This is a genomic window from Empedobacter sp. GD03797 (genome assembly GCF_029842105.1).
GTDB classification, from domain to species: Bacteria; Bacteroidota; Bacteroidia; order Flavobacteriales; family Weeksellaceae; genus Empedobacter; species Empedobacter falsenii_C.
The window spans coordinates 1-25,330 of the sequence record NZ_JAOCFS010000036.1 but is presented as its reverse complement, the minus strand read 5'-3'; the positions used below and the strand labels follow the sequence as shown (position 1 = coordinate 25,330).

23 protein-coding genes are annotated in these 25,330 nt (G+C 31.1%); 19 read left to right on the top strand and 4 right to left on the bottom strand.

The window, feature by feature from the left end; all coding sequences use genetic code 11:
- Positions 1–18 precede the first annotated feature (18 nt).
- From N5D90_RS15795 to hutH, 3 genes are all read right to left on the bottom strand, one after another.
- Complete coding sequence (locus N5D90_RS15795; RefSeq protein WP_280063234.1) at positions 19–399, bottom strand: DUF2809 domain-containing protein; 381 nt, start codon at positions 397–399, stop codon at positions 19–21.
- Between the two features lie 7 nt (positions 400–406).
- On the bottom strand, positions 407–754 hold the full coding sequence (locus N5D90_RS15790; RefSeq protein WP_280063233.1) for a hypothetical protein: 348 nt from the start codon (positions 752–754) through the stop codon (positions 407–409).
- Between the two features lie 171 nt (positions 755–925).
- Positions 926–2,473 (bottom strand): histidine ammonia-lyase, encoded by a 1,548-nt coding sequence (gene hutH / locus N5D90_RS15785; protein WP_407932368.1) that lies wholly within the window; start codon positions 2,471–2,473, stop codon positions 926–928.
- Positions 2,474–2,572: 99 nt separating this feature from the next.
- Between hutH and folE the strand changes: the two genes are divergently transcribed.
- The 11 genes from folE (at position 2,573) to N5D90_RS15730 (ending at position 18,247) form a co-directional block, all read left to right on the top strand.
- On the top strand, positions 2,573–3,250 hold the full coding sequence (gene folE / locus N5D90_RS15780) for a GTP cyclohydrolase I FolE (RefSeq protein WP_114997904.1): 678 nt from the start codon (positions 2,573–2,575) through the stop codon (positions 3,248–3,250).
- A 17-nt stretch (positions 3,251–3,267) separates the two neighbouring features.
- The gene (cysS, locus tag N5D90_RS15775; protein WP_280063232.1) at positions 3,268–4,740 is read left to right on the top strand and encodes a cysteine--tRNA ligase; all 1,473 of its coding nucleotides are present in this window, start codon (positions 3,268–3,270) and stop codon (positions 4,738–4,740) included.
- Between the two features lie 138 nt (positions 4,741–4,878).
- Entirely contained in the window at positions 4,879–7,938 is a 3,060-nt protein-coding gene (locus tag N5D90_RS15770) for a SusC/RagA family TonB-linked outer membrane protein (RefSeq protein ID WP_280063231.1), read from the top strand.
- Positions 7,939–7,949: 11 nt separating this feature from the next.
- Positions 7,950–9,386: a RagB/SusD family nutrient uptake outer membrane protein gene (locus N5D90_RS15765; protein WP_280063230.1), complete on the top strand. Its 1,437-nt coding sequence runs from the start codon at positions 7,950–7,952 to the stop codon at positions 9,384–9,386.
- A 107-nt stretch (positions 9,387–9,493) separates the two neighbouring features.
- Positions 9,494–11,422, top strand: coding sequence for a putative porin (locus N5D90_RS15760; protein ID WP_280063229.1), 1,929 nt, complete (start codon positions 9,494–9,496; stop codon positions 11,420–11,422).
- A 111-nt stretch (positions 11,423–11,533) separates the two neighbouring features.
- Complete coding sequence (locus N5D90_RS15755) at positions 11,534–12,559, top strand: alpha/beta hydrolase (protein WP_280063228.1); 1,026 nt, start codon at positions 11,534–11,536, stop codon at positions 12,557–12,559.
- Positions 12,560–12,808: 249 nt separating this feature from the next.
- Complete coding sequence (locus N5D90_RS15750; RefSeq protein WP_185144215.1) at positions 12,809–13,666, top strand: GLPGLI family protein; 858 nt, start codon at positions 12,809–12,811, stop codon at positions 13,664–13,666.
- Positions 13,667–13,672: 6 nt separating this feature from the next.
- Positions 13,673–16,201 carry a carboxypeptidase-like regulatory domain-containing protein gene (locus tag N5D90_RS15745; RefSeq protein ID WP_125350595.1) on the top strand — a complete coding sequence of 843 codons (2,529 nt, stop codon included), beginning with the start codon at positions 13,673–13,675 and terminating at the stop codon, positions 16,199–16,201.
- 76 nt (positions 16,202–16,277) lie between these two features.
- Positions 16,278–17,339 (top strand): DUF2891 domain-containing protein, encoded by a 1,062-nt coding sequence (locus N5D90_RS15740; RefSeq protein WP_280063227.1) that lies wholly within the window; start codon positions 16,278–16,280, stop codon positions 17,337–17,339.
- An 82-nt stretch (positions 17,340–17,421) separates the two neighbouring features.
- Positions 17,422–17,859 carry a DoxX family membrane protein gene (locus N5D90_RS15735; RefSeq protein WP_219035384.1) on the top strand — a complete coding sequence of 146 codons (438 nt, stop codon included), beginning with the start codon at positions 17,422–17,424 and terminating at the stop codon, positions 17,857–17,859.
- A 91-nt stretch (positions 17,860–17,950) separates the two neighbouring features.
- Complete coding sequence (locus N5D90_RS15730; RefSeq protein WP_038335098.1) at positions 17,951–18,247, top strand: hypothetical protein; 297 nt, start codon at positions 17,951–17,953, stop codon at positions 18,245–18,247.
- A 78-nt stretch (positions 18,248–18,325) separates the two neighbouring features.
- On the opposite strand, the gene dusB is transcribed toward N5D90_RS15730, so the two are convergent.
- Positions 18,326–19,321, bottom strand: a complete 996-nt coding sequence (gene dusB, locus N5D90_RS15725; protein WP_280037247.1) for a tRNA dihydrouridine synthase DusB — start codon at positions 19,319–19,321, stop codon at positions 18,326–18,328.
- 32 nt (positions 19,322–19,353) lie between these two features.
- Here dusB and N5D90_RS15720 point away from each other — a divergent pair, with 32 nt between their 5' ends.
- The 8 genes from N5D90_RS15720 to atpG all read left to right on the top strand — a co-directional run bounded on the left by N5D90_RS15720 (position 19,354) and on the right by atpG (position 25,116).
- On the top strand, positions 19,354–19,569 hold the full coding sequence (locus N5D90_RS15720) for an AtpZ/AtpI family protein (RefSeq protein ID WP_125350592.1): 216 nt from the start codon (positions 19,354–19,356) through the stop codon (positions 19,567–19,569).
- Positions 19,570–19,574: 5 nt separating this feature from the next.
- A complete protein-coding gene (locus N5D90_RS15715) occupies positions 19,575–19,955 on the top strand; it encodes a hypothetical protein (RefSeq protein WP_038335112.1) in 381 nt (126 codons plus the stop codon).
- 78 nt (positions 19,956–20,033) lie between these two features.
- Positions 20,034–21,167, top strand: coding sequence for a F0F1 ATP synthase subunit A (gene atpB, locus N5D90_RS15710; protein ID WP_280063225.1), 1,134 nt, complete (start codon positions 20,034–20,036; stop codon positions 21,165–21,167).
- A 54-nt stretch (positions 21,168–21,221) separates the two neighbouring features.
- Positions 21,222–21,431 carry an ATP synthase F0 subunit C gene (gene atpE, locus N5D90_RS15705; RefSeq protein ID WP_013598300.1) on the top strand — a complete coding sequence of 70 codons (210 nt, stop codon included), beginning with the start codon at positions 21,222–21,224 and terminating at the stop codon, positions 21,429–21,431.
- A gap of 97 nt (positions 21,432–21,528) precedes the next feature.
- A complete protein-coding gene (locus N5D90_RS15700; protein ID WP_038335122.1) occupies positions 21,529–22,023 on the top strand; it encodes a F0F1 ATP synthase subunit B in 495 nt (164 codons plus the stop codon).
- 2 nt (positions 22,024–22,025) lie between these two features.
- Positions 22,026–22,586: an ATP synthase F1 subunit delta gene (gene atpH, locus N5D90_RS15695; RefSeq protein ID WP_280063223.1), complete on the top strand. Its 561-nt coding sequence runs from the start codon at positions 22,026–22,028 to the stop codon at positions 22,584–22,586.
- Positions 22,587–22,597: 11 nt separating this feature from the next.
- A complete protein-coding gene (gene atpA / locus N5D90_RS15690; protein WP_038335134.1) occupies positions 22,598–24,172 on the top strand; it encodes a F0F1 ATP synthase subunit alpha in 1,575 nt (524 codons plus the stop codon).
- A 71-nt stretch (positions 24,173–24,243) separates the two neighbouring features.
- Positions 24,244–25,116: an ATP synthase F1 subunit gamma gene (atpG, locus tag N5D90_RS15685; protein ID WP_038335139.1), complete on the top strand. Its 873-nt coding sequence runs from the start codon at positions 24,244–24,246 to the stop codon at positions 25,114–25,116.
- The last annotated feature ends 214 nt before the right edge of the window (positions 25,117–25,330 follow it).

Here is a 25,330-nt window from a genome sequence, read left to right as displayed (position 1 = left end):
CTTGTTGAGGAATCTCGTTCAAATTACATTTTTTTTCTTCAAATCTTTATCAATAAAAAATAATAGAATAAATCCGACAAAATAACAAAGTAAATCAATCCACGAAAAAGATGTTCCGATAATTATTCGAGCTGCTTTGTTATGTCCTAAGCCAATCATTTCTACAAAATTGAAATATTGTAAAATTTCTACTACAAAAGAAAAAAACAATGTAAAAATTGCAATGTTAATCGTTTTTGTGTTGATAAATGCTTTGATAAAATAGTAAATGAAAATCACGACTAAAATATCACCAACAAAAGGACGAATGATTTTGTCTTTGATGTACAACGCAATAATTACTTCAATCAAAAAGATAATAATTGCTATGATGAATGATTTTTTATCGAATTTGAACATTAGATTTTTAATTAATAATTTTAAAATAATCAATAAAAAATAAAGTTAAACTTCCAATAAATAATATGAAACCAACGAGATATAATATAAAATTACTAAAGTTTGTTGGTTGAATTATTTTTAATTTGATTAAACTAAGAATAATTAAAATACTTAATATTAAACTGAAAATAATCAATAAAACTATGATTAGTAAAATATTATTTTTTTCATAAATTGAGTTTACAGAAAATAAAAGAGCAATAGATAAAAAAGTAGAAATCATTAAAAAAAGTACTGCTTTGTCTTTTTTAGAATTATCACTTTTATAACTTGTAACACTGAAAAAATCTAATATAGCTTGTAAAATATCCATTCTTTTTATTTCTAATTTTTAAAAGATTCCTCCATTCGTCGGAATGACATTTACTTGACTGTCGTTGTTGTTATTGTCACTCTGAGCTTGTCGAAGAGTTTTTCTAATTATAGTAAATTATCTACATTATAATAGCTTATCCTTCGACAGGCTCTGGATGACAAGGATAACTTAGAAACTTAAAATTAATTTCTTGAAATCATCTGTTTGTAATAAATCAATAATATTGTTGATATCATCTCCAATCAAACGATCGTCTTCTAATTTTGGACAAACTGAACGAACTTTTGCGAAAACTTCTTCTAAGAATGCACTTGTTTTACGTGGTCTTCTAAATTCTAAACCTTGACAAGCATACATTAATTCGATTGCTAAAACACGTTCTACATTGTCTAAAACTTGGTTGAATTTTCGTCCAGAAATACTTCCCATCGAAACGTGATCTTCTTGCCCTAAAGAAGTCGGAATACTATCTGCCGATGCAGGGAAACACAATGTTTTGTTTTCTGTACAAAGTGCGGCTGAGGTATATTGAGGAATCATGAAACCAGAATTTAAACCAGAGCTTTCGGTTAATAATTTTGGTAAACCATATTTTCCTTCGATCAATAAATATTGACGACGATCCGAAATATTTCCTAATTCTGAAGCTGCAATTGTTGCGTAATCTAACACCATTGCTAATGGTTGTCCGTGGAAGTTTCCACCAGAAATAGCTTCTTCGTCCGAAACAACAATTGGATTATCTGTTACAGAATTTAATTCGATTTCAGCTAATTCTTGTAAATGGAAAAATGCATTTCGTGATGCGCCATGAACTTGAGGCATACAACGCAATGAATATGGATCTTGTACACGACCACATTCTGCGTGAGAGAAAGCAATTTCAGAACCTTTCAATAAATTTCGCATACGTTCTGCAACCAATAAAGTTCCTTTGAATGGACGAACTTGGTGTAATTCTTCTTCGAATGGACGAGGCGAACCTTCGTATGCTTCCAGTGATAAAGCACCCGCAACGTCAGCTAAATTCAATAAATATTCGAATTTTTCTAAGCCATTTAACGCATGAGATAATATGAATTGTGTTCCATTAATTAATCCCAAACCTTCTTTCGCAGAAAGGTGTAAAGGTTGTAAATTGTGTTTGGCTAATGCTTCTTTTGTCGAAACAATTGTATCGCCATCCCAAACTTTTCCTTCACCAATCAATGGCAAAAATAAATGTGATAAAGGCGCTAAATCTCCAGATGCTCCAACAGATCCTTTTTCTGGAACGACTGGAATAATATCTTTTTCAACCATTAATAAAATTCGTTCCACAACATCTAAAGTCACACCAGAATATCCTTTTGATAAAGCATGTGCTTTTGCAATTAACATGGTTTTAGAAATTTCTTTCTTGATTGGATTTCCAACACCAACCGCATGACTGATTAATAAATTATGTTGAAGTTGACGCGTTTCTTCTTCCGAAATTTTAGTGTCGCAAAGTGGTCCAAAACCAGTATTAATTCCATAAACTGTTTGTCCAGAAGCAACTATTTTAGCAACATTTTGTTGCGATTTTAAGATTTGTTGTTTACTCGCTTCATTAAGTTCAATTTCGATGTTTCCTTCTTTGATTCCTTTGTAATCCTCGAACGAAAGAAAATCGATACCGTAAGTTTTCTTGATCATTTTTTCGAATTTGTGATACTTCAAAGATAATCTTTTCATTGATTTGATAAAAGATAGAAATCATTTCAGATGGAATAATTGAGATTTGATAAGGTTTTATAACACTATCTTTTATAAATTTGCAGAAATTTTTATGTAATGTGTGATAAACATCTTCATGACGAAATGGGGGACGACCATATTTCAGCAAACTTAGAAACGCCTTTGAGAGCTGATGCCTTTGAGTTGTCTGCTGAAGAAAAAGTGGAAAAGATAGAAGCGGATTTCCGTAACATCATGGAAACTTTAGGCTTAGATTTAACAGATGATAGTTTGAAAGGAACGCCAAAACGTGTTGCGAAAATGTTCGTAAAAGAAATTTTTGGTGGTTTATTGCCAGAGCGTAAGCCTGGAATGTCAACTTTCGAAAATAAATATAACTACAATCAAATGTTGGTTGAAAAGGATATCGTGGTTTATTCGACTTGCGAGCATCACTTTTTACCAATTGTTGGACGTGCACATGTAGGTTACATCTCGAAAGGGAAAGTAATCGGATTGTCTAAAATGAATCGTATTGTAGAATATTATGCAAAACGTCCGCAAGTACAAGAGCGTTTGACAATGCAAATTGTGAAAGCAATGCAAGAAGCGTTAGGTACAGATGATGTAGCATGTATTATTGATGCGAAACATTTGTGTGTGAATTCGCGCGGAATCAAAGACATCGAATCAAGTACAGTTACTGCCGAATATGGTGGAGCTTTTAAAGACAATGAGCAATTAAGAAAAGAGTTTATTTCGTACATCGGAATGAAAACTACTTTCAATGTTTAAAATATAAATCCTATAAAATGGTAAAAGAAAATCAATTAAAATTACATAATTCCTTAACGGGACAGAAAGAAACGTTCGAACCAATTAATCAAGATAATGTTGGAATGTATGTTTGTGGACCTACCGTTTACAGTAATGTGCATCTTGGGAATGTGCGTACGTTTATGTCATTTGATATGATTTATCGTTACCTAAAATTTTTGGGTTACAAAGTTCGTTATGTTCGTAATATTACGGATGCTGGGCATTTAACAGATGACGGAAATGTAGAAAATGATCGTTTTGTAAAACAATCTAAATTAGAGAAATTAGAACCAATGGAAATCGTACAGAAATATACGGTTGATTTTCATAAAGTTTTAGAGAAATTTAATTTATTACCTCCAACAATCGAGCCTACAGCGACAGGTCATATTTTAGAACAAATTGCTTTAGCGGAGAAATTAATTGATTTAGGATTTGCTTATGAAGTAAACGGATCAGTTTATTTTGATGTAGAAGCTTACAACAAAAAAGGACTTGATTATGGTGAATTGAGTAACCGTAACATCGAAGAATTAATCAATAATACAAGAGATTTAGACGGGCAAGGAGAGAAGAAAAATCCAGTTGATTTTGCACTTTGGAAAAACGCTTCGCCTGCTCACATTATGCGTTGGGCTTCACCTTGGGGTGATGGTTTTCCTGGTTGGCACTTAGAATGTACAGTGATGAGTACAAAATATCTTGGAGATTATTTCGATATTCATGGAGGTGGAATGGATCTTAAATTCCCTCACCACGAATGTGAAATTGCGCAAGCAAAAGGTTCTAACGGTCACGAACCAGTAAAATATTGGATGCATGCAAATATGTTGACGATGAATGGTCAGCGTATGAGTAAATCGACAGGAAATTACATTTTGCCAATGCAATTAGTGAATGGTGAAAATGATTTCTTCGAAAAACCATTTCATCCAGCTGTTGTACGTTTTTGTTTCTTACAAGCGCATTATCGCAGTGTTTTAGATATTTCGAATGATGCAATGTTAGCTTCAGAAAAAGGATATAATCGTTTGGTTGAAGCATTAAAAACATTAGAAACAATTACACCAAAGAAAACTTCTACCGTTAATATTGATGAATTAGAAGCGAAATTATACACTGCAATGGATGATGATTTCAATACACCAATATTGATCGCTCATTTATTTGATGCAGTAAAAATGATTAATTCAATCAAAGATAGTTTTGAGAATATTACAGCAGAAGATTTAGAGCGCTTAAAGGCGATTATGAATGGTTTTGTTCATGATGTTTTAGGTTTGGATACAGAAGCTGCAAACGAAAGTTCTGACAAATTAGATGGTGTAGTAAAAATGCTAATCGAAATGCGTAATCAGGCACGTGTGGATAAAAATTGGGCTTTATCAGATCAGATTCGTGATCAATTAAGTGTATTAGGTATCCAACTAAAAGATGGCGCTGACGGAACAACTTTCACTTTTTAAGAAAGATTTATAAAATATTTAACCCACTTAGAAATAAGTGGGTTTTTTCATTATACATTATTTTATTTAACAATTTATTTAGATATTTTAAGTTTTTTTCTCATATTTGTAATAATTAGCACTAAAAATTAACACAATATGAGGAGAAGATTTACTTCTTTGGGCATTCTATCAATGTTTTTGATGGGAAGTTTGGCTTATGCCCAAGTTAAAGGAGTCTTAAAAGACTCGAATGGTTTTCCAATGGATGAAGTTGAGGTGATTGTTACAAGAACAGGCGCTTCAGTATTCACTGATGTGGAAGGAAATTTTAATGTAGACGCCAAAGTTGGTGATATATTAAAAATTATTGACTCTAATGGAGAAGAAAAAACGATAAAAGTTACTTCTACAACATTGGGAGATGTGAAGTTTATTACAAAAGCATCTAGTAGTATTGAATTAAATACTGTTACTTTAGTAGGAGGAATCAAGATGGATGCAGCTCAAAAAATTGGAGCTTATGATATTGTAAAAAAAGAAGATTTTGAATTAGCTCCAACTGCTTCAATAGATGAAGTGTTGAATGGACGAGTATCTGGGCTTGTTTTTTCTACTAACTCTGGAGATCCTGGATCTACAAATATTATTACAATTAGAGGGGTAGGTTCTTTGATTGGAACGCCTAATCCCTTATATGTAATTGATGGGATTGTTGTAGGTAAAGGTTCAGATAATGCAGGTTTAATGGAATCATGGAATCCATTAGCAGCTATTGATCCTAATATGATAGAATCTGTTGCAGTTTTGAAGGATGCTTCAGCTACAGCTCTGTATGGAGCACGGGGAGCAAATGGAGTTATTGTTGTAACTACAAAAAGGGGAAAATATAATCAAAAGACAAGATTTAATATAGGTACTGATATGGCATTTCAGTCTATTGCTTATGATAAGCAAGAATGGATGAGTGCTTCTGAATATATTAAGTGGGGAGGATTGATGGAATATAATTCAGGATCATTTACTTCGATGGATGATGCTGTAAAGGCTTTTTCAACTCTTGTTAGTTATGATGGAGTGACAGATGAAAATTGGCAGAAACGTGTTCAACGTAATACAGCTTCTGTTAAGACTTATAATTTTGCAATGACAGGAGGAGGAGAGAATACTTCTTATAGATTTGGAGCTTCTTATTACGAGAATAATCCTTTGATTTTAAATTCATATTTTGATAGAATGAGTTTAAGTACTGCAATTGATCATAAAATAGAAGATAAATTTACTTTTGGATTAAATGTTAATTATACAAATGTTAAACGAAATTCTATAGATGATGGTGGAGCTTATAGAAATCCTTGGTTAACGAATTGGTATATATCTCCAATTTATCCAGCATATAATGCAGATGGTACTTATAATCAAGATAATTTAGGACCTAGTAATAGTAATTTTAATCCTCTAGCTATTCAGGAGATGGATTTTACTAAAGGTCGTATTGAAACTTTTTTAGGATCCGTTAATGGAGAGTGGCAGTTTGCTAAAGATTTCTATTTGTATTCTTTATTTGGAGCACAAAGTCAGAAATTAGAAGAGAAAATGTACTGGGATCCTCGTATTGCAGATGGATTAACATATGGAGGAGTAGTTCAGCAATCCTTTACAAATATTTTTGATTGGAACTGGCAAAATTCTGTTAGTTTTAGAAAAAAAGTGAATGATAGACATGATATTCAAGCCTATGTAGGAATGGAGTATCAAGAGCATAATTATACAATTTCGTCAGCATCTGTAGGTAAATTATCAGAACCTAGACCTTTTTTAACATATGGAACAGAAAGAAGAAGTGCAGATGAAGATGTATTAAAATGGACTCAAATCTCGTACTTTTCAAGATTAAATTATATTTTGGATGGGAAGTATACATTTTCTGCTCAGTTAAGAAGAGATTCAAATTCGACATTAGGAAAGTTTAAAAAATCTGGAGTATTTTGGTCTGTAGGAGGGGCTTGGAATGTAACAAAAGACTGGGATTCATCACCCTTTAGTAAGTTGATTTTAAGAGCGAATTATGGTGAAATAGGGAATATTCCATATGCGGACTCATGGGGAAGTGTGTATAATTCATTGAATTTGTTAGGAATAAGTAGTTATACAGGAGATGATGCTACAATTTATTTAAGTAATGCTAAGAATGATAATTTAGCTTGGGAAGTAAGTAAACAGTTTAATGTAGGTCTAGATTTTGGTTTTATTAAAGATAAATTAACACTTTCAGTAGATGCTTATCAAAGAAAAACAGCATCTGCTATATATACTACTCCAATAGCACCTCAAAATGGAAGTCCAGGAAGTTTTTTGACTAATATTGGAGAAATAACGAATAGAGGAGTTGAGTTGAGTTTTAATTATTTACCTGTAAATGGAGAACATTTTAGATGGAATATTTATGGAAATGCTTCTTATAATAAAAATAAAGTTACAAAACTTGCAAATCCTGATCAAATAGATAGATCGAGTTTAAGAGCTCTTAGTGTAGGTAAAGAATACTTACAATATTATACATATGAATGGGCTGGAGTAGATGAAGCAACAGGGTATGGAACTATCTGGAAGGATGAATCAAGAACTGAAAAAGTTATTTTAGATAATGCTAGTAAATATAGTCAAGCAAGTAGAATTTGGCAAAAAGATTCTCCATTTCCAAAATATTTAGCAAGTTTAAAAAATGATTTCACATATAAAGGCTTTACTCTTTCTGTATTCTTTACAGGACAGTTCAAGTTTTCTGTCATGAATCGTTGGCAGAATTATGTTACAAGTGATGGTAATAGCATTTATTATAATCAAACTAAAGATGTTTTATATAACTCTTGGACAGAAACAAATACAAAAGCAGATAATCCAAAACAAATGTTATTCAACACAACAGGATCTTATGAGCCTTCTACTCGTTGGTTGAGAAAAGGAGATCATATTCGATTAAAAGATATAAAATTTGCATATAGTTTTAATGATCTCTTTAAGAAAAGTACGGGTATAGATAATTTCACAATTTATGCAAAAGGAACAAACTTATGGATTTATGTTTTTGATAAAGACTTAACTTTTGATCCTGAGTCTAATTCAAATGCAGCAGGAGGTGCTTATGGAAAGGGAATGTATGATTACACATCTCCTATTATGAAAAGTGTATCATTAGGTATTTCTATTGACTTTTAAAAAATAAAAAAATGAAAAAACATATTTATAGATTATTATTTATTGTACCTATTCTATTGAGTTCTTGTAGTGAGGATAGACTTGATCTTATACCTGAGGTAGGGGACGTCTATGATGGTAATTTAAAGAACGAAGATCAAATGGCTCAGGTTGTGCAAGGTATTTATCCAAAATTAGGTAGTGGATCTAATTTTGGAGCAGATATTTTAATACAAGGAGAACTGTTATCAGATAATATTTTTGTATCGAATGCTGCAGGAGATATAGCCTATGTTAATACTGCTGCTTTTGCGTGGCATTCAGGTAATTCTCCATTTGGACAATATAGAGGTTTATATGAAGTCGTTCAGCAAGCCAATTTAGTATTGAATGATACAAATGTTCCGATAAATGATAATGTCTTAAGTTTGAAAGGAGAGGCTAAAATAGCAAGAGCATTAGCAATGTTCTACCTTGTACAAGGTTTTTCTCCAAACCCTACATCTGGTGTTAATCAAGAATATGGTATTCCTATTAAAAACGATATTTACGATCCTCAAAAAACAGTTGGTAGGTCAACTATCGATGAAGTATATGATTTTATTATTAGAGATTTAACCGAAGGAATTGAAGGGATGGCTAATTCAAGTCGTCAGGATAAAATTTATTTAAGTGCAACTGCAGGAAAGTATTTGTTGTCTAAAGTATATTTAACTAGAGGTAAGTCTGGAGACTATCAAAAATCAATTGATTTAGTTGATGATATTTTAAAGTCATCATCAAATTTTTCAATGATAGAAGCTAGTGGTTTAGTTAATTATTTTACTTCAAAAGAAATAAGTTTGTTAGAAAATCAACCAGAAACAATTTTTGAAATTTCTCAAACATCTATATCTAATTTAGGAATTAATACTCATCCTGGTCAGTATTATACCTTCAATGCATCTAAAAGAAGGTTGATGATGAGAACATCTTTATACAATACTATGAATAGTACTAAAGATGTACGACTTTCTTTGTTTCAAACAGCTCAAGCTCCTACTGTAGATGATCCAAAAGGTGTTTGGTTAAAAAAGGTTCCTCAGTCAACATCTGAAGGGGCTAATACAGCAAATGTAAAAGTATTTCGTATGACTGAACTATTATTCATTAAAATGGAAGCGCTAGCGAAGTTAGGAAGAAAGTCTGAAGCATTAACTTTATTAAACGAGTTTGCATTAACAAGAAAAAGTTCAGTTTATAAAGGAGATGATATTATTACTGATATTTTAACTGAGAAACAAAAAGAATTTATTGGAGAAGGACTGAGGTTTTATGATTTAAAAAGAAATAATTTGCCTATTGTTAAAACTTCAAATTGTAATGGAAATATTTGCGAAGTTTCTGCAAATGATAAGTTGTTTGTTTTTCCTATTCCAATTGGAGAATTAGATAGAGCTCCTGAGATGAAGCAATATCCAGGTTGGTAATAAACTAACGAATTAAACATTTTTATAACATTTGCCCACTTAGAAATAAGTGGGTTTTTTTGTATCTCTCAATTTTAGATTACTTTTGTAAGGATTTATTCAACAGGATGAAAAAAACAATCATTGGTTTATTTTTATTAGGAGCTATTGTAGCGCAGGCTCAAGAGGATTCGATAAAAGTTTTAAAACCATTAAAAGGATCATCAACAAATGATTCGGTTACATATTATAAAACCAAAATTGACGATTATAAGTTTTGGACAAATGGTAGAAAACCAGAAGTATTGGATACGACATTAAGTATCAAAAACTATTATAATCAAAATTTTATTCGTAAAGATGCGTTCGGAAAATTATTTTTCCCGAATGTTGGAGGTGTAGTGGTGGATTTGGAGTATCAAAATACACCATTCAATCCTTCGATGTTACCAACTGGTAAAAAATACAACTATTATTACGCAAATGATATCAAATATTATGATGTCAAAACGCCATATACTGAGTTTATTTACGAGAATGGGGTAAAAGAAGGTAACTTTCTGTCTTCGACATTTTCGCATAATATCAACAAGCAATTCAATTATACGTTTCATTATCGTGGATTAATTTCCGAAGGTCGTTATAAACATGAAAAAGCGCAGAATAATACCTTTGTTTTTTCATCAAATTATAAAACAAAGTCAGAACGTTTTAAATTGTGGTGGAATTATGCAGCACAAAATCTGAAAAATAATGAAAACGGTGGAATAGAGGATATCAACGATTTTATTTTGCAAGATGATCGCAGAATGACGAATGTTCGTAATATTCCGGTGAATTCGCAAACAGCAAAATCTGAGTTTGATGCGCGTCGAATTGAATTGAATGCTTCGTACGGAATCTTAAAAAAGATGAATGAAAAAGATTCGACTTTTTATAATCCAATCGAATTGAAGAATAAATTTTCGTACGAAAAGCAAAAATATCGCTACGAGGATACGTCACCAAATGGAACTTTATATTCTACGCCGATTATAACTGGAATGGATTATAGAAGTAAAAAGAGTTTTACAGATTTATCCAATACGACAACTGCTGGTTTTCAATGGACAGATCGTGTGAAGATAGAGGCTGGTGTTAAATTCCAAAATTTACGCGTTTTTGCTGATCAAGCCATGACGATTGTTGCAGTTCCAAAGCAAATAGAGGAAAATCTTTTTGGAGTTGTTGGAAAAGTGGATTTTGATTGGAATGAAAAATTGAAACTTTACGGAAATGTTGAATATTTGCAATCAGATAATTACAAAAGTGTTTATAATGTAGATGCAGTATTAGATGTGACGCCGATAGAAGGTTATACATTGAGCGCAGGAGCGGTTATTCAGTCAAAACTTCCTTCGTTGAATGCGGTTTATAATCAAAGTTTCTTTAATAATTTTAATTACGTTAATCAATTTGAAACTGAAAATGTTCAAAATTTATTTGCAAAATTAAAGTTAGATAAAGTCAACACGACGTTAGAAGCCTCAATTTATAATATTGACAATAAAGTGTATTTGAATGATATTTTGAATTATGAGCAATTGGCGGATAATATCAATTATTTCAAGATAAAAGGTGAAAATCATTTACGTTTCGGAAAGATTAATTTAGTTTCGACAGCGCAATATCAAAAAGTAACGAAAAACGAAGAGTATATGCCTTTGCCAGATTTCTTGATTCGTGAAACATTGTATTGGCAAGGAGAATTATTCAACAAGAATGCTCAACTGCAAGCTGGTATTAATGCAACATATTTTACAAAATATAATGGTCTGCGTTACATCCCGATTCTGAACGAATTTGCATTGCAAGATCCAGCAAGTATACAAGAGATTGGAGGTTATCCTATTTTGGATGTTTTTATCAATTTCAAGGTTCGTAATATGCGTTTTTACATTCGTGGTGAGCATATCAATGCATCGTTTACAAAACAACCTGATTATTTTGCAGCGCCAAATGTTCCGTACCGAGATTTCAAGTTTCAACTTGGCTTGAAATGGAATATTTTTAGTTAAAAAAAAATACATATTATATAGAAAAACGATTTCATGATGAGGTCGTTTTTTCTGTCTAAAATCATTTGTGTAGAATAATTCTAAATAACTATTTTTAGAAAAATTTTATACATGAAAAAATTCCTACTTTTATTTTGTTTGATTTTCTCTCAAATCGGTTTTTCGCAAGAAAAATTATCAATTGCTGAAATCCAAAAAATAAATTCTAAAATCTTAAATACTGAACGAGAAATTTGGGTGAATCTTCCCGAATCATATAATAATTCTAAACTTGAAAAAGTAAATTATCCTGTGATTTATGTGTTAGATGCCGAATCTAATTTTACGTTTTTAACAGGCGTAGTTTCTAAATTTCAATCTGGTTTTTATCCAGAAATGTCTGAATCGATCATTGTCGGAATTACGAATAAAAATGGTGATCGAACAAAAGATTTTACACATGTAAATGATGTTAATTTTCTGAATTTTATTCAAAATGAATTGTTTCCTTTTATGCAGAAAAATTATCGTGTGAATGATTTTCGTTTGTTAATTGGACATTCTTTAGGTGGATATTTTGCGTTGAAAACCTTGTACAACCATCCCAAAACTTTCAATGGATATGTTGCGCACGATCCAAGTGTTTGGTTTAATGACAAAGAATTATTGAATCTTTATCAAAATTTAGAAAATCATTCTTTCGAGAATCGATTCTTCATGATAACACAAGTTGGTGAAAGTCAAAATGCAGATCATTTACGAGACCATTATCAAAGTATAAAAAAGGTGGACGAACGTTTGAAATCATCAAAGAATAAATCATTGAATTATCATTACAAACAATATATTGACGAAGAACATGGTTCGGTTCCGATGATTGGCTCGATTGATTATTTGCGTTGGCAGTTTGATGGTTATCGTGTGAATATTAAAGAGATTCCGAATCAACCAAATTTGGTGAAGGATTCTTTTGAAACGATTTCTAGAAAATTGAATTATTCTTTTCAACCAACAGAAACGTATATCAATAATGTTGCAAATTATCTGGTAAAACAAAAGAAAAATGATTTAGCAAAACAGTTTTTTGAACAAAATGTGAAAAATTTTCCTGAAAGTTTACAAGCAAAAGAAGAGTTAGAAAAATTCTTAAATCTATAATAATTTGTTTTTTTGGTTATTTATTTATAGTTTTAGAATATTGATCAATACTAATTATTAAAAAATGATAATTCTGAAATTACATCATTAATTGATGATTGTTATTACTATGAGTATGAGGAAGAGTCATTTACTCTTTATTCTGATGGTAGTTGGGAATATGAATACTACTTTGAATCAGGTATATACTGTGATTAATTAGTTTAATCTACTAATAGTTTTAAGGGCCTTTAATAAAAAACAATGAAAATGTATACAGTATTAGTTATTTTAACGTTAATGAACGGATGTTCAGATAAGAAAGCTTTAACAGAAAATGAATTAAATTCAAATAGTATTTCTACTAATGAAATTAAAATGAAAAATGATAAACAAAATATTGGGATTATCAAAAATTCTTATACAATAGAATATGTAGAAACAGTAAAAATAGATGAGGCCAAGGTTGCACAATTACCAGTGCATGCACAGCAAATGATAAAAGATAGACTGTCTAAGCCAAGATACAGTGTTTTGGAAACAAATGGAAATGAATCTATTTATAAGACTTTAGCAACTGAAGATGATAAAAACAATAACCAAGTAGAAAATACGAACGGAAACAAAAGAATTGTAAAAAACACGACCATTTCATTTGTAAGTGATGTATTTTATAAAAATTTGGAAACATCAACTATCTATAAAACAACTGAAATAAAAGGCGAAAAACTTACAGTAATGCAAAAGAGTGATTTGCAAAATTTATGGAAAATTACCAATGAAACAAAATCAGTTGGAGGATATACTGCCCAAAAAGCGACTTTGGATGACCCTAAATTAGGACAAGTTACGGCATGGTATCTTTCTGAGATAGCAATAACAGATGGGCCTGAAATTTTTAATGGTTTACCAGGATTAATAGTAGAAGTAGAAACAGATAAGAAATACATTACTTTAAAATCTATTAATAAAGCAGAAAAAGAAATACAGCTTCCATCATTTTCTAATGTCTTAACGACGCAAGAGTATTCAAAGAAAATGGAAGAACTGAAGCAGTCTTCTATTTCATCAAAAATAGAAAATTCGTCAGGTGTAAAAACAAATAGAATCGTTATTAAAAGTGAATAAAAATAGATGAAAAAAATAGTTTATTTTAAGTTCTTTTTTTTCATCAGTTCGTTACTATTTGCTCAAAATTTGTCTATAAATGGTTATGTAAAAGATAATAACTCCGAACCACTACATAATGCAGTGGTTCAGTTATTTTTAGACGATACGTTTAAAGGTTTTAAAAAAACAAATAGTCAAGGTTTTTTTAATTTTATCAATTTAGAAAAAGGAGTATATACACTAAAAGTTAATGTGCTTAATTATTCTCAATATCAAGAAAATATCGAACTAAATGAAGGTAAATCTATCGAAATATTTTTATCAGAAGAACTTGTTAAATTAGAAGAAGTAATTATTAACAACAAAAGCTTTGGTAAAGTAAAAGAAGATACTATACAATATAATTTAGCAGCAATAAGAACTGGTAATGAAAGAACTTTAGGCGACTTAATAGAAAAGTTGCCTGGATTGCAAATTGATGAAAATGGCGTAGTATATTATCAAGGTAAAAAAATGGATAATATTTTGATTGATGGTGCAGAATTTTTTGGAAACAAACATCAATTAGCAACAAAGAATATTACCGATGAAATGATAGAAGGTATTGATTTGATTTCTAATTACCAACCTAATGATATATTAAAAAGCTTTAGTTCTGGAGGAAAAAAAGTATTAAATATTAAACTAAAAGAAAATTATCAAAATACAATATCTGGGAACGCTTCTTTTGCGTTAGGTAATGATTTTAATACAAATAATAGAATAAACTTATTCAATTTCAATAAAAAAGGCAATATCGCTTTTATCAATCATTACAATACAATAGGAGAAGTCGCTATGACGATGGAAGATTATTTTGAGTTGAACCAAACCATTAAAAGAAATGGTAATGGTGTGTCTAAAATAGATGAAAAGGATATTCCCAGTTTTCTTAGAGAACAACGGAATTTTTATGATCGTAAAAACTTCTTTTCATCACTAAATTATAATCAGAAAATTAACGACAAATTATTAATTAAAAATTATACTTTATTTGATTTTAATACTTCGATTAAAAGACAAGATACATACAAAAATTATGGGATTTTCAAATTAAATGAAATTCAGCAAATTGATGAAAAACCCTATTTTGTTCAAAATGTATTCAATTTGGATTGGAAAATTAACAAAAATAATTACGTAGTATTAGATTCAAAATTTGATTATACTCAAAACACAATAGATTCTGATATTAATCAAAATTTATATTCTGAAAATAGTAAAGAACAAAATTTTATTCAGAAATTAAATTGGTTTAATGTTTTAAATGATAATTTATTGGGAGAATTGACATTAGATTTTAATTCTCAAACAAAAAATTATCTAATAACAGAACAAGAAGAAATTAATACGAACCAATCAAAATTTAATCTTTATAAAATCGGGTACTCAGTAAAATCTTCAAAAAATAAATTTACATATAATTATTATACCAATACATCATTACAAAATTATAATTTATCAACCTTAATAAATCAAAAAAATAAAGAAGAAAATAGATTGTTTAATGCAGTAATAGGAGGTGTGTTTAGTTATTTATACAATAAAAATCTTTTAATATCTTCAAGTTTAATTGTTAATTACTATAATTCTAATCAAAAATCATTAGAACAAAATTTTAGTATTTCTCCAGTAGTATCTCTTGCATATACATTAAATAAAGGAGGAAAATTAACCTTAAAGTATTCCTATTTAGATGCCGGAATTCCAACTTTAGATTTTCTAAATACCTACGAAAGAAGAGTAGATTATTTAACAATATTAGACCAATCATCAATAGACGAACTATTTATAAAAAGAACAAACAGTGTGTCGATAAATTATTTAAAACTAAATCTAAGTAAAGGAAGAACATTTTTTGTAAATGTAAGTTATGATCAAAATAAAAATGATATAGCTGAAGATATACGTTATCAAAATAATTTAATTTACAAAGCGTTTTTTAAGGCAGAACAAACAGATAATTTGTTACTTTTTATTAATTATGATTATATTTTTAATAAAATTCCCATAGCTTTTAAAGCGAATGGAATTCTTAATTATACAGAAAATGTTCAGAAAATTAATAATGAATTAAATAATCTTTATTCAACTAATTTTAATCTAAAAACTAATTTTACATCAAGATTTAAGTCAAATTTACAAGTTTATTATAAAAACACATTCCAAGTGTTTGTTAATGATAATAAGAAAATTGATAGACAAAATATATTTACTATAAAAAATGATTTTGGAGTTACTTACAATTACAAGAATGCTAAAATTAAAGTAGGAGTTTTAAATGATAATCAAATTATTAAAAATATAGAAGTAATAAAAAATACAAACTGGAACTTTTACACTGAAATTGATTATAAATTAAAAAATTTTGATCTATTTATTCAAGGATTTAATTTTATTAATCTTAATCAAAATTCTATGTTAAAAAATATTTCTACAACAGATTATCAAGGTTACGTAAATCTTAAAACTTTATCTGGATATTTAATGGGAGGTATAAGATTTAATTTATAAAAGACTATTTTTAGTAGAATTATCATCAACTTGGTATAAGCAAAGAATAATTTCTATCTTAGTAAAAACAATCTTCATGAAACGATTTATTATCTTATCAACCTTTATATCATCTACAGTTTTTGCGCAAGAATTACACTTAGATCAAGCCAAAAAAATATTTGAATTACCAACGCATTGTATTTCTGTAGAATACCCGAATAAATTAGGAAATGTTTTGGGAAGTGATGCAGATCTTAAAACGCCAAAGCAATTGCGTCCAATTTTTTATGGTTGTTTTGATTGGCATTCGTCTGTGCATGGATTTTGGTCGATTGTGAAATTGATGAAAAATTTTCCTGAATTGGATCAAAATAATCAGGTTAGAAATGAGTTAAATCAATTGATTACAGCAGAAAATGTTGCGGTTGAAATGGCCTTTTTCAATGATAAAAATAACAAGAATTTCGAGCGTACTTATGGTTGGGCTTGGTTGTTACAATTGCAAATGGAATTGAATCATTGGCAAGATAAAGATGCGCAAGTTTGGGCAAAAAATATGAAACCTTTGAGTGATTTGATTATTGTTCGATACAAAGAATATTTGCCGAAATTAGTTTATCCAATTCGTACAGGTACGCATGATAACACAGCTTTTGGTTTGAGCTTAGCGATAGATTATGCACGTTCTGTGAATGATAAAACATTCGAAAAAGTGATTATTGATAATGCTAATCGTCTTTATTTAAAAGATAAAAGTTGCAATATTGCTTTCGAACCAAGTGGATCAGATTTTCTTTCTGCTTGTTTGGAAGAAGCTTTGTTGATGTCTAAAATTCATCCGCATGATGAATATAAAAAATGGCTGAAAGGATTTTTGCCTCAGTTACAAAAAAAGAATTTTGACTTGAAACCTGGTGTAGTTTCGGATCGTACAGATGGACATTTGGTGCATTTGGATGGATTGAATTTTAGTCGTGCAACGGCTTTGTATCAAATCGAACATAAATTGCCAGAGTTAAAACATTTGAATAAAATTGCGCAAAATCATCTCAATTATTCCTTAAATAATATTACAAATGACGATTATATGGGAAGTCATTGGTTGGGAACTTTTGCACTTTATGCGCTGAAAACGAAGCATGAAACAGAAAAATAGTTACGAATAATCTTTCTTAATCTAGTTTAAGATTTTTGAAGAAGCATTAATTTAGTTTTGTCGTATATAATAATTTATACTTATGACAAAACAAGGACTTCCTCAGCTTTTTTTAAGAATAGCTTTGGCTTTTTCCATGCTTTCAGCAGTTGCTGACCGTTTTGGAATTTGGACTGAAAACGTGTCTTGGGGGAATTGGGCATCTTTTGAAGATTATACTCGTACGTTAACTTTTTTTCTTCCAAAATATTTAAGTGAATTAGGAGCCTATGGTGCGACATTTTTAGAAATTCTATTTTCTATTTTATTATTAATAGGATTTAAAACAAGGATTACAGCACTAGGTACATTTTTACTTTTAACAATTTTTGCATTAGCTATGTCTATTGCCTTTGGTGTAAAAGCTACTTTTGATTATTCTGTTTGGACAAGTGCGACAGCAGCACTTTTACTTGCTGTACAATCTCAGTATTTATTTAGTATTGATCAATTAATGATTAATAAAAATGTTGTAGATTGAAAATTAGCTAATAATAGGGATTTTATAACGATAGAATTGAATCTAAATTTGTTTCAAACAAAACTAATACGAAACATTAAATTTTAATTCTATGAAAAAATATTTTTATATCGTCATCGCAATTTTAGGTCTTGCAGCATTCGGATTTAGTCAATATTCGAAAAGTCAATTAGAAGATCAATTGGCTAAAACTGGGAAATGCGTAGAAGGTGTTGTTGTGGAAACTAGCGGAACATTTAAACGTCCGAAAGCAACGATACAATATCCTGTAAATGATGAAGTTTATGAAGTTACTTTACGATCTAGAGCAGATGTGGATGAAGTTGTATTGATGAAATATGATACGCTGAATCCAGAAGAAGTGTTGCTTGTAGATAATTGTAATTAATTATAGTCTCAAGTTTAAATGAAAAATCCACCAAGTTTTTTGGTGGATTTTTTTATATTAATGAATTATTTCTAACGATTAAATTTCTTCTAATGTTGGAATAAATTCTTTTTCGATTTCTTCGAAAGTTTGCATCAAATCAACAAGATTATCTTGTGTGACTAATTTTGTACGATAAGGTTTGAAATTTGGAATTCCTTTGAAATAATTGGTATAATGCATACGCGTTTCCAAAATTCCAGTACGTTCACCTTTCCAGTCAATCGCCCAATTTAAATGGTTTTTAGCCGCTTCCATTCGTTCTACGATTGTTGGTTCTGGTAACAATTCACCTGTTTCTCGATAATGTTTAATTTGCTCGAAAATCCAAGGATAACCAATCGCTGCACGACCAATCATCACACCATCTACACCGTATTTTTCTTTGTATTCAATCGCTTTTTGCGGCGAATCAATATCTCCATTTCCAAAAATCGGAATCTCAATATTTGGGTTCGCTTTCACTTTTGCAATCGGTTCCCAATTTGCTTGTCCTTTATACATCTGCGTACGCGTACGTCCGTGAATTGACAATGCTTTGATACCTGTTTCTTGCAAACGTTCTGCAACTTCATAAATGTTAATTGAGTCAGAATCCCAACCCAAACGTGTTTTTACAGTAACTGGTAAATGTGTACTTTCAACAACAGATTTTGTCAAACGTACCATCAAATCTATATCTTTTAAAACACCAGCTCCTGCGCCTTTACAAACTACTTTTTTTACGGGACATCCAAAGTTAATATCAACAATATCTGGTTGAACAGTTTCAACAATTTTAGCTGACATCGCCATTGCCTCTTCATCTCCACCAAAAATTTGAATACCAATTGGACGTTCGTAATCAAAAATATCTAATTTTTGACGACTTTTTATTGCATCACGAATCAATCCTTCAGAAGAAATAAACTCTGTATACATCAAGTCTGCACCATGCATTTTGCATAGGCGACGAAATGGCGGATCACTCACATCTTCCATTGGTGCAAGCAATAAAGGGAAGTCTGGTAATTCTATGTTTCCTATCTTTACCACGAAATAATTTTTTGCAAAATTACATAAAACTTATGAAAGAAGAACGAAAGACCGAAGGTGTAAATCAATATTTAAAGTTTTCTGGGATGGGAATACAGATGGCGGTAACGATTGCGTTATTTGCTTGGTTAGGAACTTTTTTGGATAAAAAAATGGAAACAGACAAGCCATTATGGACGGCTGGCTTATCTTTGCTGGGAGTTTTTGCAGGATTATATTTGATGTTGAAGCAATTACCGAAAAAATAATTTTAATGATTAAGAAATTTATTCTTTTAGCACTTTCTTTTATTGCAATGGTAGCAATTTTTTGTGGTATTCATTACGCAATTGTTGTGCATTATAATTTTAGCGAAAATCCGCTAATTGTTCCAAAAATGTATTTAATAATTGGATTAATTACGTTAATAATTTTGCAAGTTGGATGTTTTGTGAAGATAAAGTTTCCAGAATATGTTGGTTTTGCCTTTATGGGAGGGATGATAGCGAAGATGGCAATTGTATTAGCATTGATTGTTGTGAATGAACAAATTAAATCAAATGTTGTGCAATTAATTATAAGTTATTTTGTAATTTTGCTAGCCGAAGTTTTAGTGTTTATTCGCTTAATTAATTTAAAGTTAAAAAAAGTTTAATGATTTTTAGCATTTGACTTTGGTAAGTGGTTAATTTACTATAATTTTGCACGCAATTTAGAAACAAAGGAATTATACATGAAATTTTCAGCGTTATTAGCGTTTTTATTACTTTTCAATTTCGGATTCGCCTCTACAGCGGTTCCGCACGAAAGTCTTCCAAAAACGTTTGAGGAGTTAATTAAAAGTGAGCAAGTAAAAAGTCAAGAGGAAGCTGCTAAAGTGAAATCTGGCGAATCTACATTTAACCCAGTGCCAGGTATCATGCACCACATTGCAGATGCACACGATTGGCATTTATGGGGAGAAGGAGAAAAAAGTGTAGGAGTTGCATTACCTGTTATTTTATGGGATAATGGTTTACAAGTTTTTATGTCTTCTAAATTTCACCACAACGAAGCGGTTGTTGAAAGTAACGGAAACTACTACATCAACTACCACGAAAAAATCTACAAAACAGATGCGCAAGGTACAATCAAACCTCACGTAGACGAAAAAGGAGCTATTCATTTAGAAAATGAAAAACCATTAGATTTTTCTATTACGAAAAACGTAACATCAATGTTAATCTCTTTCGTGATTTTAATCTTAGTTTTCTTTGCAGTTGCATCAAACTACAAAAAAGGAAATATGGTACCAAAAGGTATTGCAGGATTCATCGAGCCAATTATTATTTTTGTTCGTGATGAAGTAGCAATTCCAAATATTGGTGAGAAAAAATACGCGAAATTTATGCCTTATTTATTAACGTTATTTTTCTTCATTTGGATCAACAATTTATTAGGATTGTTACCAGGTGCAGCTAACGTTACAGGTAATATCGCAGTTACATTTGTATTAGCATTAATCGCATTAATCGTAATTAATTTCTCAGGAAACAAAGGTTACTGGGGACATATGTTATGGATGCCAGGTGTACCGGTTCCAGTAAAATTGATCTTAGCTCCAATTGAGTTAATCGGGATTATTACAAAACCTTTCGCCTTAATGATTCGTTTATTTGCGAACATTACAGCAGGTCACATCATCATTATGTCGTTAATTTCGTTAATCTTTATTTTCCAAACAGAAGCTATGGCAGGTGGATCTATTCCATTAGCGTTATTCATCTACTGTTTAGAGTTATTAGTAGCGGCATTACAAGCGTTCGTATTTACAATGTTAGTTTCGTTATTCATCGGAACAGCAGTAGCAGAACACGATCATCATTAAGAATAGAATATAAAAAACAATAAAATAATTTTTTAATAATTAAATACAATTATCATGACAGGAAGTATTGCAGCAATCGGAGCTGGTTTAGCAGTTTTAGGAGTTGGTTTAGGTATCGGTAAAATCGGTGGATCAGCTATGGAAGGAATCGCTAGACAACCAGAAGCGGCTTCAAAAATTCAAACAGCTATGATTATCGCAGCAGCCTTAATCGAGGGTGCAGGTTTATTCGGTATCGTAGTTGCGTTATTAGGTAACGGATAATATTTGAATTAAAAATTAGCTTCAATAACGGTTGGTTGTTGAAGCTAATTCATTAAAAAATTAATTAGTAAAAAATAAAATTTAATACATACACACAATGGATTTAATTACACCTTCAGTTGGTCTTATTTTTTGGACTGCGGTCGTATTTATCATCTTATTAGTATTGTTAAGATCATTAGCTTGGAAACCAATTTTATCTGCAGTTAAAGAAAGAGAACAATCTATCGAGGATGCATTAAACGCAGCTAAAAAAGCGAAAGAAGAGATGGCTTTATTAAACGCTCAAAACGAGAAAATCATGAAAGAAGCTCGTGCTGAACGTGATGCTATCTTGAAAGAAGCGCGTGAAATGAAAGAAAATATCATCAACGAGGCGAAAAATTCTGCAACTGTAGAAGCAAACAAATTAATTGAAAATGCTAAGTCAGCTATCCAAAATGAAAAAGCATCAGCTATGGCTGATATCAAAAATCAAGTTGGACAGTTGTCAATTGAAATTGCTGAAAAAATCTTAACTAAAGAATTGTCAGACAAATCTGCACAAGAAGCTTTAGTGAATGATGTTATTGATCAAGTTAAATTCAATTAATCATGACAGGATTCAGAGCAGCACATAGATATGCTAAAGGTTTGATGGAGTTTGCGAATGAAGCAAACCAAACAGACGTAGTGTATGCTGAAATGAATGATGTTCGCAAAGTCATTAAAGAGAATGATGATTTAAGAGTTTTCTTAAATTCTCCAGTGATTGATGCAAAGAAAAAAGAAGCTGTATTGAGTGAGATTTTCAAATCTTTATCAAAAACTTCTCAAACATTCATTTCGTTAGTCGTAAGACATGGTAGAGAGAATATTTTGTCTAAAATTGCAGATCAGTTTATTTCATTATACGATTTAGCAAATAATATTGTAACAGCAGAAATTACTTCGGCAGTACAATTAGATCAAAATACAATTGATAATATTGTAGCAAAAGCAAAACAAACTTTAGCTGCAAATAGTCAAGTAAAAGTAGAGAACAAAATTGATGCATCTTTAATTGGAGGTTTCGTTTTAAAAATTGGAAACAATCAAGTTGATTCGTCAATCAAAACTAAGTTAGCTACATTAAAAAAAGATTTTTCGAAAAACGAATACATTCCTAAATTTTAAATATTTCAGAAATGCCAGAAATAAATCCAGCTGAAGTTTCAGCTATATTAAAACAACAACTTACAAGCTTTGATTCATCAGTTGAATTAGCAGAAGTAGGAACCGTTCTAACTGTTGGGGATGGTATTGCTCGTGTTTACGGGTTAGACAATGCTCAATACGGAGAATTAGTAGAATTCTCAAACGGGTTAGAAGGAATGGTACAAAACCTTGAAGAAGACAACGTAGGTATTGTACTTTTCGGACCTTCAAAAGGTATTAAAGAAGGTGACACTGTAAAACGTACAAACAAAATTGCATCTATTAACGTAGGTGAAGGAATGTTAGGACGTGTTGTAGATATGTTAGGAAATCCTATCGATGGTAAAGGACCAATCGAAGGACAATTATATGAAATGCCTATCGAGCGTAAAGCTCCTGGGGTTATCTATCGTCAACCAGTAAACGAACCATTACAAACAGGTATCGTTTCTATTGACTCGATGATTCCAATTGGACGTGGGCAACGTGAGTTAATCATTGGTGACCGTCAAACAGGTAAAACTTCTGTTGCTTTAGATGCAATCTTAAATCAAAAAGAGTTTTACGATAGAGGTGAAACAGTTTTCTGTATCTATGTTGCAGTAGGACAAAAAGGTTCTACAGTTGCAGGAATCATGAAAACATTACAAGACCACGGTGCAGATAAATATACAGTAGTAGTTGCTGCTAATGCATCTGATCCAGCTCCAATGCAAGTATATGCTCCAATGGCAGGTGCTGCAATCGGAGAGTATTTCCGTGACTCTGGTCGTCCAGCGTTAATTGTTTATGATGATTTATCTAAACAAGCCGTTGCATACCGTGAGGTGTCTTTATTATTACGTCGCCCACCAGGACGTGAAGCATATCCTGGAGACGTTTTCTACTTACACTCTCGTTTATTAGAGCGTGCTGCAAAAGTAATCAAAGATGATGCAATCGCATCTCAAATGAATGATTTACCAGAATCTATGAAAGGTATCGTAAAAGGTGGTGGTTCTTTAACTGCTTTACCAATTATCGAAACTCAAGCTGGTGACGTTTCTGCATATATCCCAACAAACGTAATTTCTATTACAGATGGACAAATCTTCTTAGAGTCTGATTTATTCAACTCAGGTGTTCGTCCAGCGATCAACGTAGGTATCTCTGTATCTCGTGTTGGTGGTTCTGCACAAACAAAACCAATGAAAAAAGTATCTGGTACATTAAAATTAGACCAAGCACAATACCGTGAGTTAGAAGCTTTCGCGAAATTTGGTTCTGATTTAGATGCAGCTACAATGAACGTAATTGGTAAAGGTGAACGTAACGTTGAGTTATTAAAACAAGGTGTTAACGCTCCAATTCCAGTAGAAGAACAAGTAGCAGTTATTTATGCGGGTACTAACGGTATGTTGAAAAACGTTCCAGTTAATCAAGTGAAAGAGTGGCAAGCTGACTTTGTTGAGTTAATGCGCAACAAATATGCAGACACTTTAACATCTATCCGTTTAGGTAAATGGACTGATGAAATTATGGATGTATTGAAGAAAGTTATCACAGAAACTACTTCTAAATACTAATAAAATATAAATGAAACTTAGAGGTTTCCGAATCTCTAAGTTCCTTTTAATCCTTCATCTCAAATAGAATTATGCCAAATTTAAAAGATATACGTAACCGTATTACTTCTGTAGGTTCTACAATGCAGATTACAAGTGCTATGAAATTAGTTTCTGCTGCAAAACTAAAACGTGCTACAGATTCTATCGTACAGTTACGTCCTTATGCAGATAAATTACGTGAACTTTTACAAAATGTAAGTTCTACTTTAGAAGCTGAAGTAGGAGGTGCATTAACAGAAGAGCGCGAAGTTAATAAAGTACTTTTAGTCGTTATTAACTCAAATAGAGGTTTATGTGGAGGATACAACTCAAGCATCATCAAAAAAGTAAATGCGTTATTAGCTAGCGAATTAGTTGGTAAACACGTAGAGATTTTAGCAATTGGTAAAAAAGCTAATGATACTTTTAGTAAAACACAAACTATCTATAAAAATGCATCAAGCATTTGGGATAATTTAAATTTTGCAGATGTAGCTGAAATTGCAGACGATTTAGTAGAGAAATTTACTGCAGGTGACTTTGATCAAATCAGAATTATCTACAATCAATTTCAAAATGCAGCTGTTCAAATTGTACAAGACGAACAATTTTTACCAGTCGTTTTAGAGAAAACTGAAGAAGAAGCAAACAATTCAGCAGAGTTAGATTATATCTTCAACCCTTCGAAAGAAGAAATTTTAAGAGACTTAATCCCTCAAACGTTGAAAACGCAATTATTCAAAGCCGTATTAGATGCTAACGCTTCTGAGCACGGAGCACGTATGACTGCAATGCATAAAGCAACAGACAACGCAAGCGAGTTACAAAAAGGATTGAAAATTCAATACAATAAAGCTCGTCAAGCTGCTATTACAAACGAGATCTTAGAGATCGTTGGTGGTGCAGAAGCATTGAATGCGTAAGAACAAAGACTTATATTATTTTAAATAGAAAAGCAACTTCATCTCGAAGTTGCTTTTTTTATAATGTTTACTTTAGATTATAAAGAAGTAATAAAACTTTTAATAGATTCTAACAATTGTATTTATCATTCAGAATAAAAATCTATAAAACACTTTTGAATAATTAGTCTTTAACATATTATTGAAGAAATACTTCTACTTAGTTATTACTTTA

Excerpts from the sequence above, each read along its gene's own strand:
- N5D90_RS15795 (WP_280063234.1), bottom strand. The coding sequence starts at position 399 with ATGTTCAAATTCGATAAAAAATCATTCATCATAGCAATTATTATCTTT.
- cysS (WP_280063232.1), top strand. The coding sequence starts at position 3,268 with ATGGTAAAAGAAAATCAATTAAAATTACATAATTCCTTAACGGGACAG.
- N5D90_RS15790 (WP_280063233.1), bottom strand. The coding sequence starts at position 754 with ATGGATATTTTACAAGCTATATTAGATTTTTTCAGTGTTACAAGTTAT.
- atpB (WP_280063225.1), top strand. The coding sequence starts at position 20,034 with ATGAAATTTTCAGCGTTATTAGCGTTTTTATTACTTTTCAATTTCGGA.
- atpE (WP_013598300.1), top strand. The coding sequence starts at position 21,222 with ATGACAGGAAGTATTGCAGCAATCGGAGCTGGTTTAGCAGTTTTAGGA.
- N5D90_RS15770 (WP_280063231.1), top strand. The coding sequence starts at position 4,879 with ATGAGGAGAAGATTTACTTCTTTGGGCATTCTATCAATGTTTTTGATG.
- N5D90_RS15745 (WP_125350595.1), top strand. The coding sequence starts at position 13,673 with ATGAAAAAAATAGTTTATTTTAAGTTCTTTTTTTTCATCAGTTCGTTA.
- N5D90_RS15735 (WP_219035384.1), top strand. The coding sequence starts at position 17,422 with ATGACAAAACAAGGACTTCCTCAGCTTTTTTTAAGAATAGCTTTGGCT.
- N5D90_RS15730 (WP_038335098.1), top strand. The coding sequence starts at position 17,951 with ATGAAAAAATATTTTTATATCGTCATCGCAATTTTAGGTCTTGCAGCA.
- N5D90_RS15700 (WP_038335122.1), top strand. The coding sequence starts at position 21,529 with ATGGATTTAATTACACCTTCAGTTGGTCTTATTTTTTGGACTGCGGTC.
- folE (WP_114997904.1), top strand. The coding sequence starts at position 2,573 with ATGTGTGATAAACATCTTCATGACGAAATGGGGGACGACCATATTTCA.
- N5D90_RS15715 (WP_038335112.1), top strand. The coding sequence starts at position 19,575 with ATGATTAAGAAATTTATTCTTTTAGCACTTTCTTTTATTGCAATGGTA.
- atpG (WP_038335139.1), top strand. The coding sequence starts at position 24,244 with ATGCCAAATTTAAAAGATATACGTAACCGTATTACTTCTGTAGGTTCT.
- N5D90_RS15720 (WP_125350592.1), top strand. The coding sequence starts at position 19,354 with ATGAAAGAAGAACGAAAGACCGAAGGTGTAAATCAATATTTAAAGTTT.
- N5D90_RS15755 (WP_280063228.1), top strand. The coding sequence starts at position 11,534 with ATGAAAAAATTCCTACTTTTATTTTGTTTGATTTTCTCTCAAATCGGT.
- N5D90_RS15765 (WP_280063230.1), top strand. The coding sequence starts at position 7,950 with ATGAAAAAACATATTTATAGATTATTATTTATTGTACCTATTCTATTG.
- N5D90_RS15760 (WP_280063229.1), top strand. The coding sequence starts at position 9,494 with ATGAAAAAAACAATCATTGGTTTATTTTTATTAGGAGCTATTGTAGCG.
- hutH (WP_407932368.1), bottom strand. The coding sequence starts at position 2,473 with ATGAAAAGATTATCTTTGAAGTATCACAAATTCGAAAAAATGATCAAG.
- N5D90_RS15740 (WP_280063227.1), top strand. The coding sequence starts at position 16,278 with ATGAAACGATTTATTATCTTATCAACCTTTATATCATCTACAGTTTTT.
- atpA (WP_038335134.1), top strand. The coding sequence starts at position 22,598 with ATGCCAGAAATAAATCCAGCTGAAGTTTCAGCTATATTAAAACAACAA.
- N5D90_RS15750 (WP_185144215.1), top strand. The coding sequence starts at position 12,809 with ATGTATACAGTATTAGTTATTTTAACGTTAATGAACGGATGTTCAGAT.
- atpH (WP_280063223.1), top strand. The coding sequence starts at position 22,026 with ATGACAGGATTCAGAGCAGCACATAGATATGCTAAAGGTTTGATGGAG.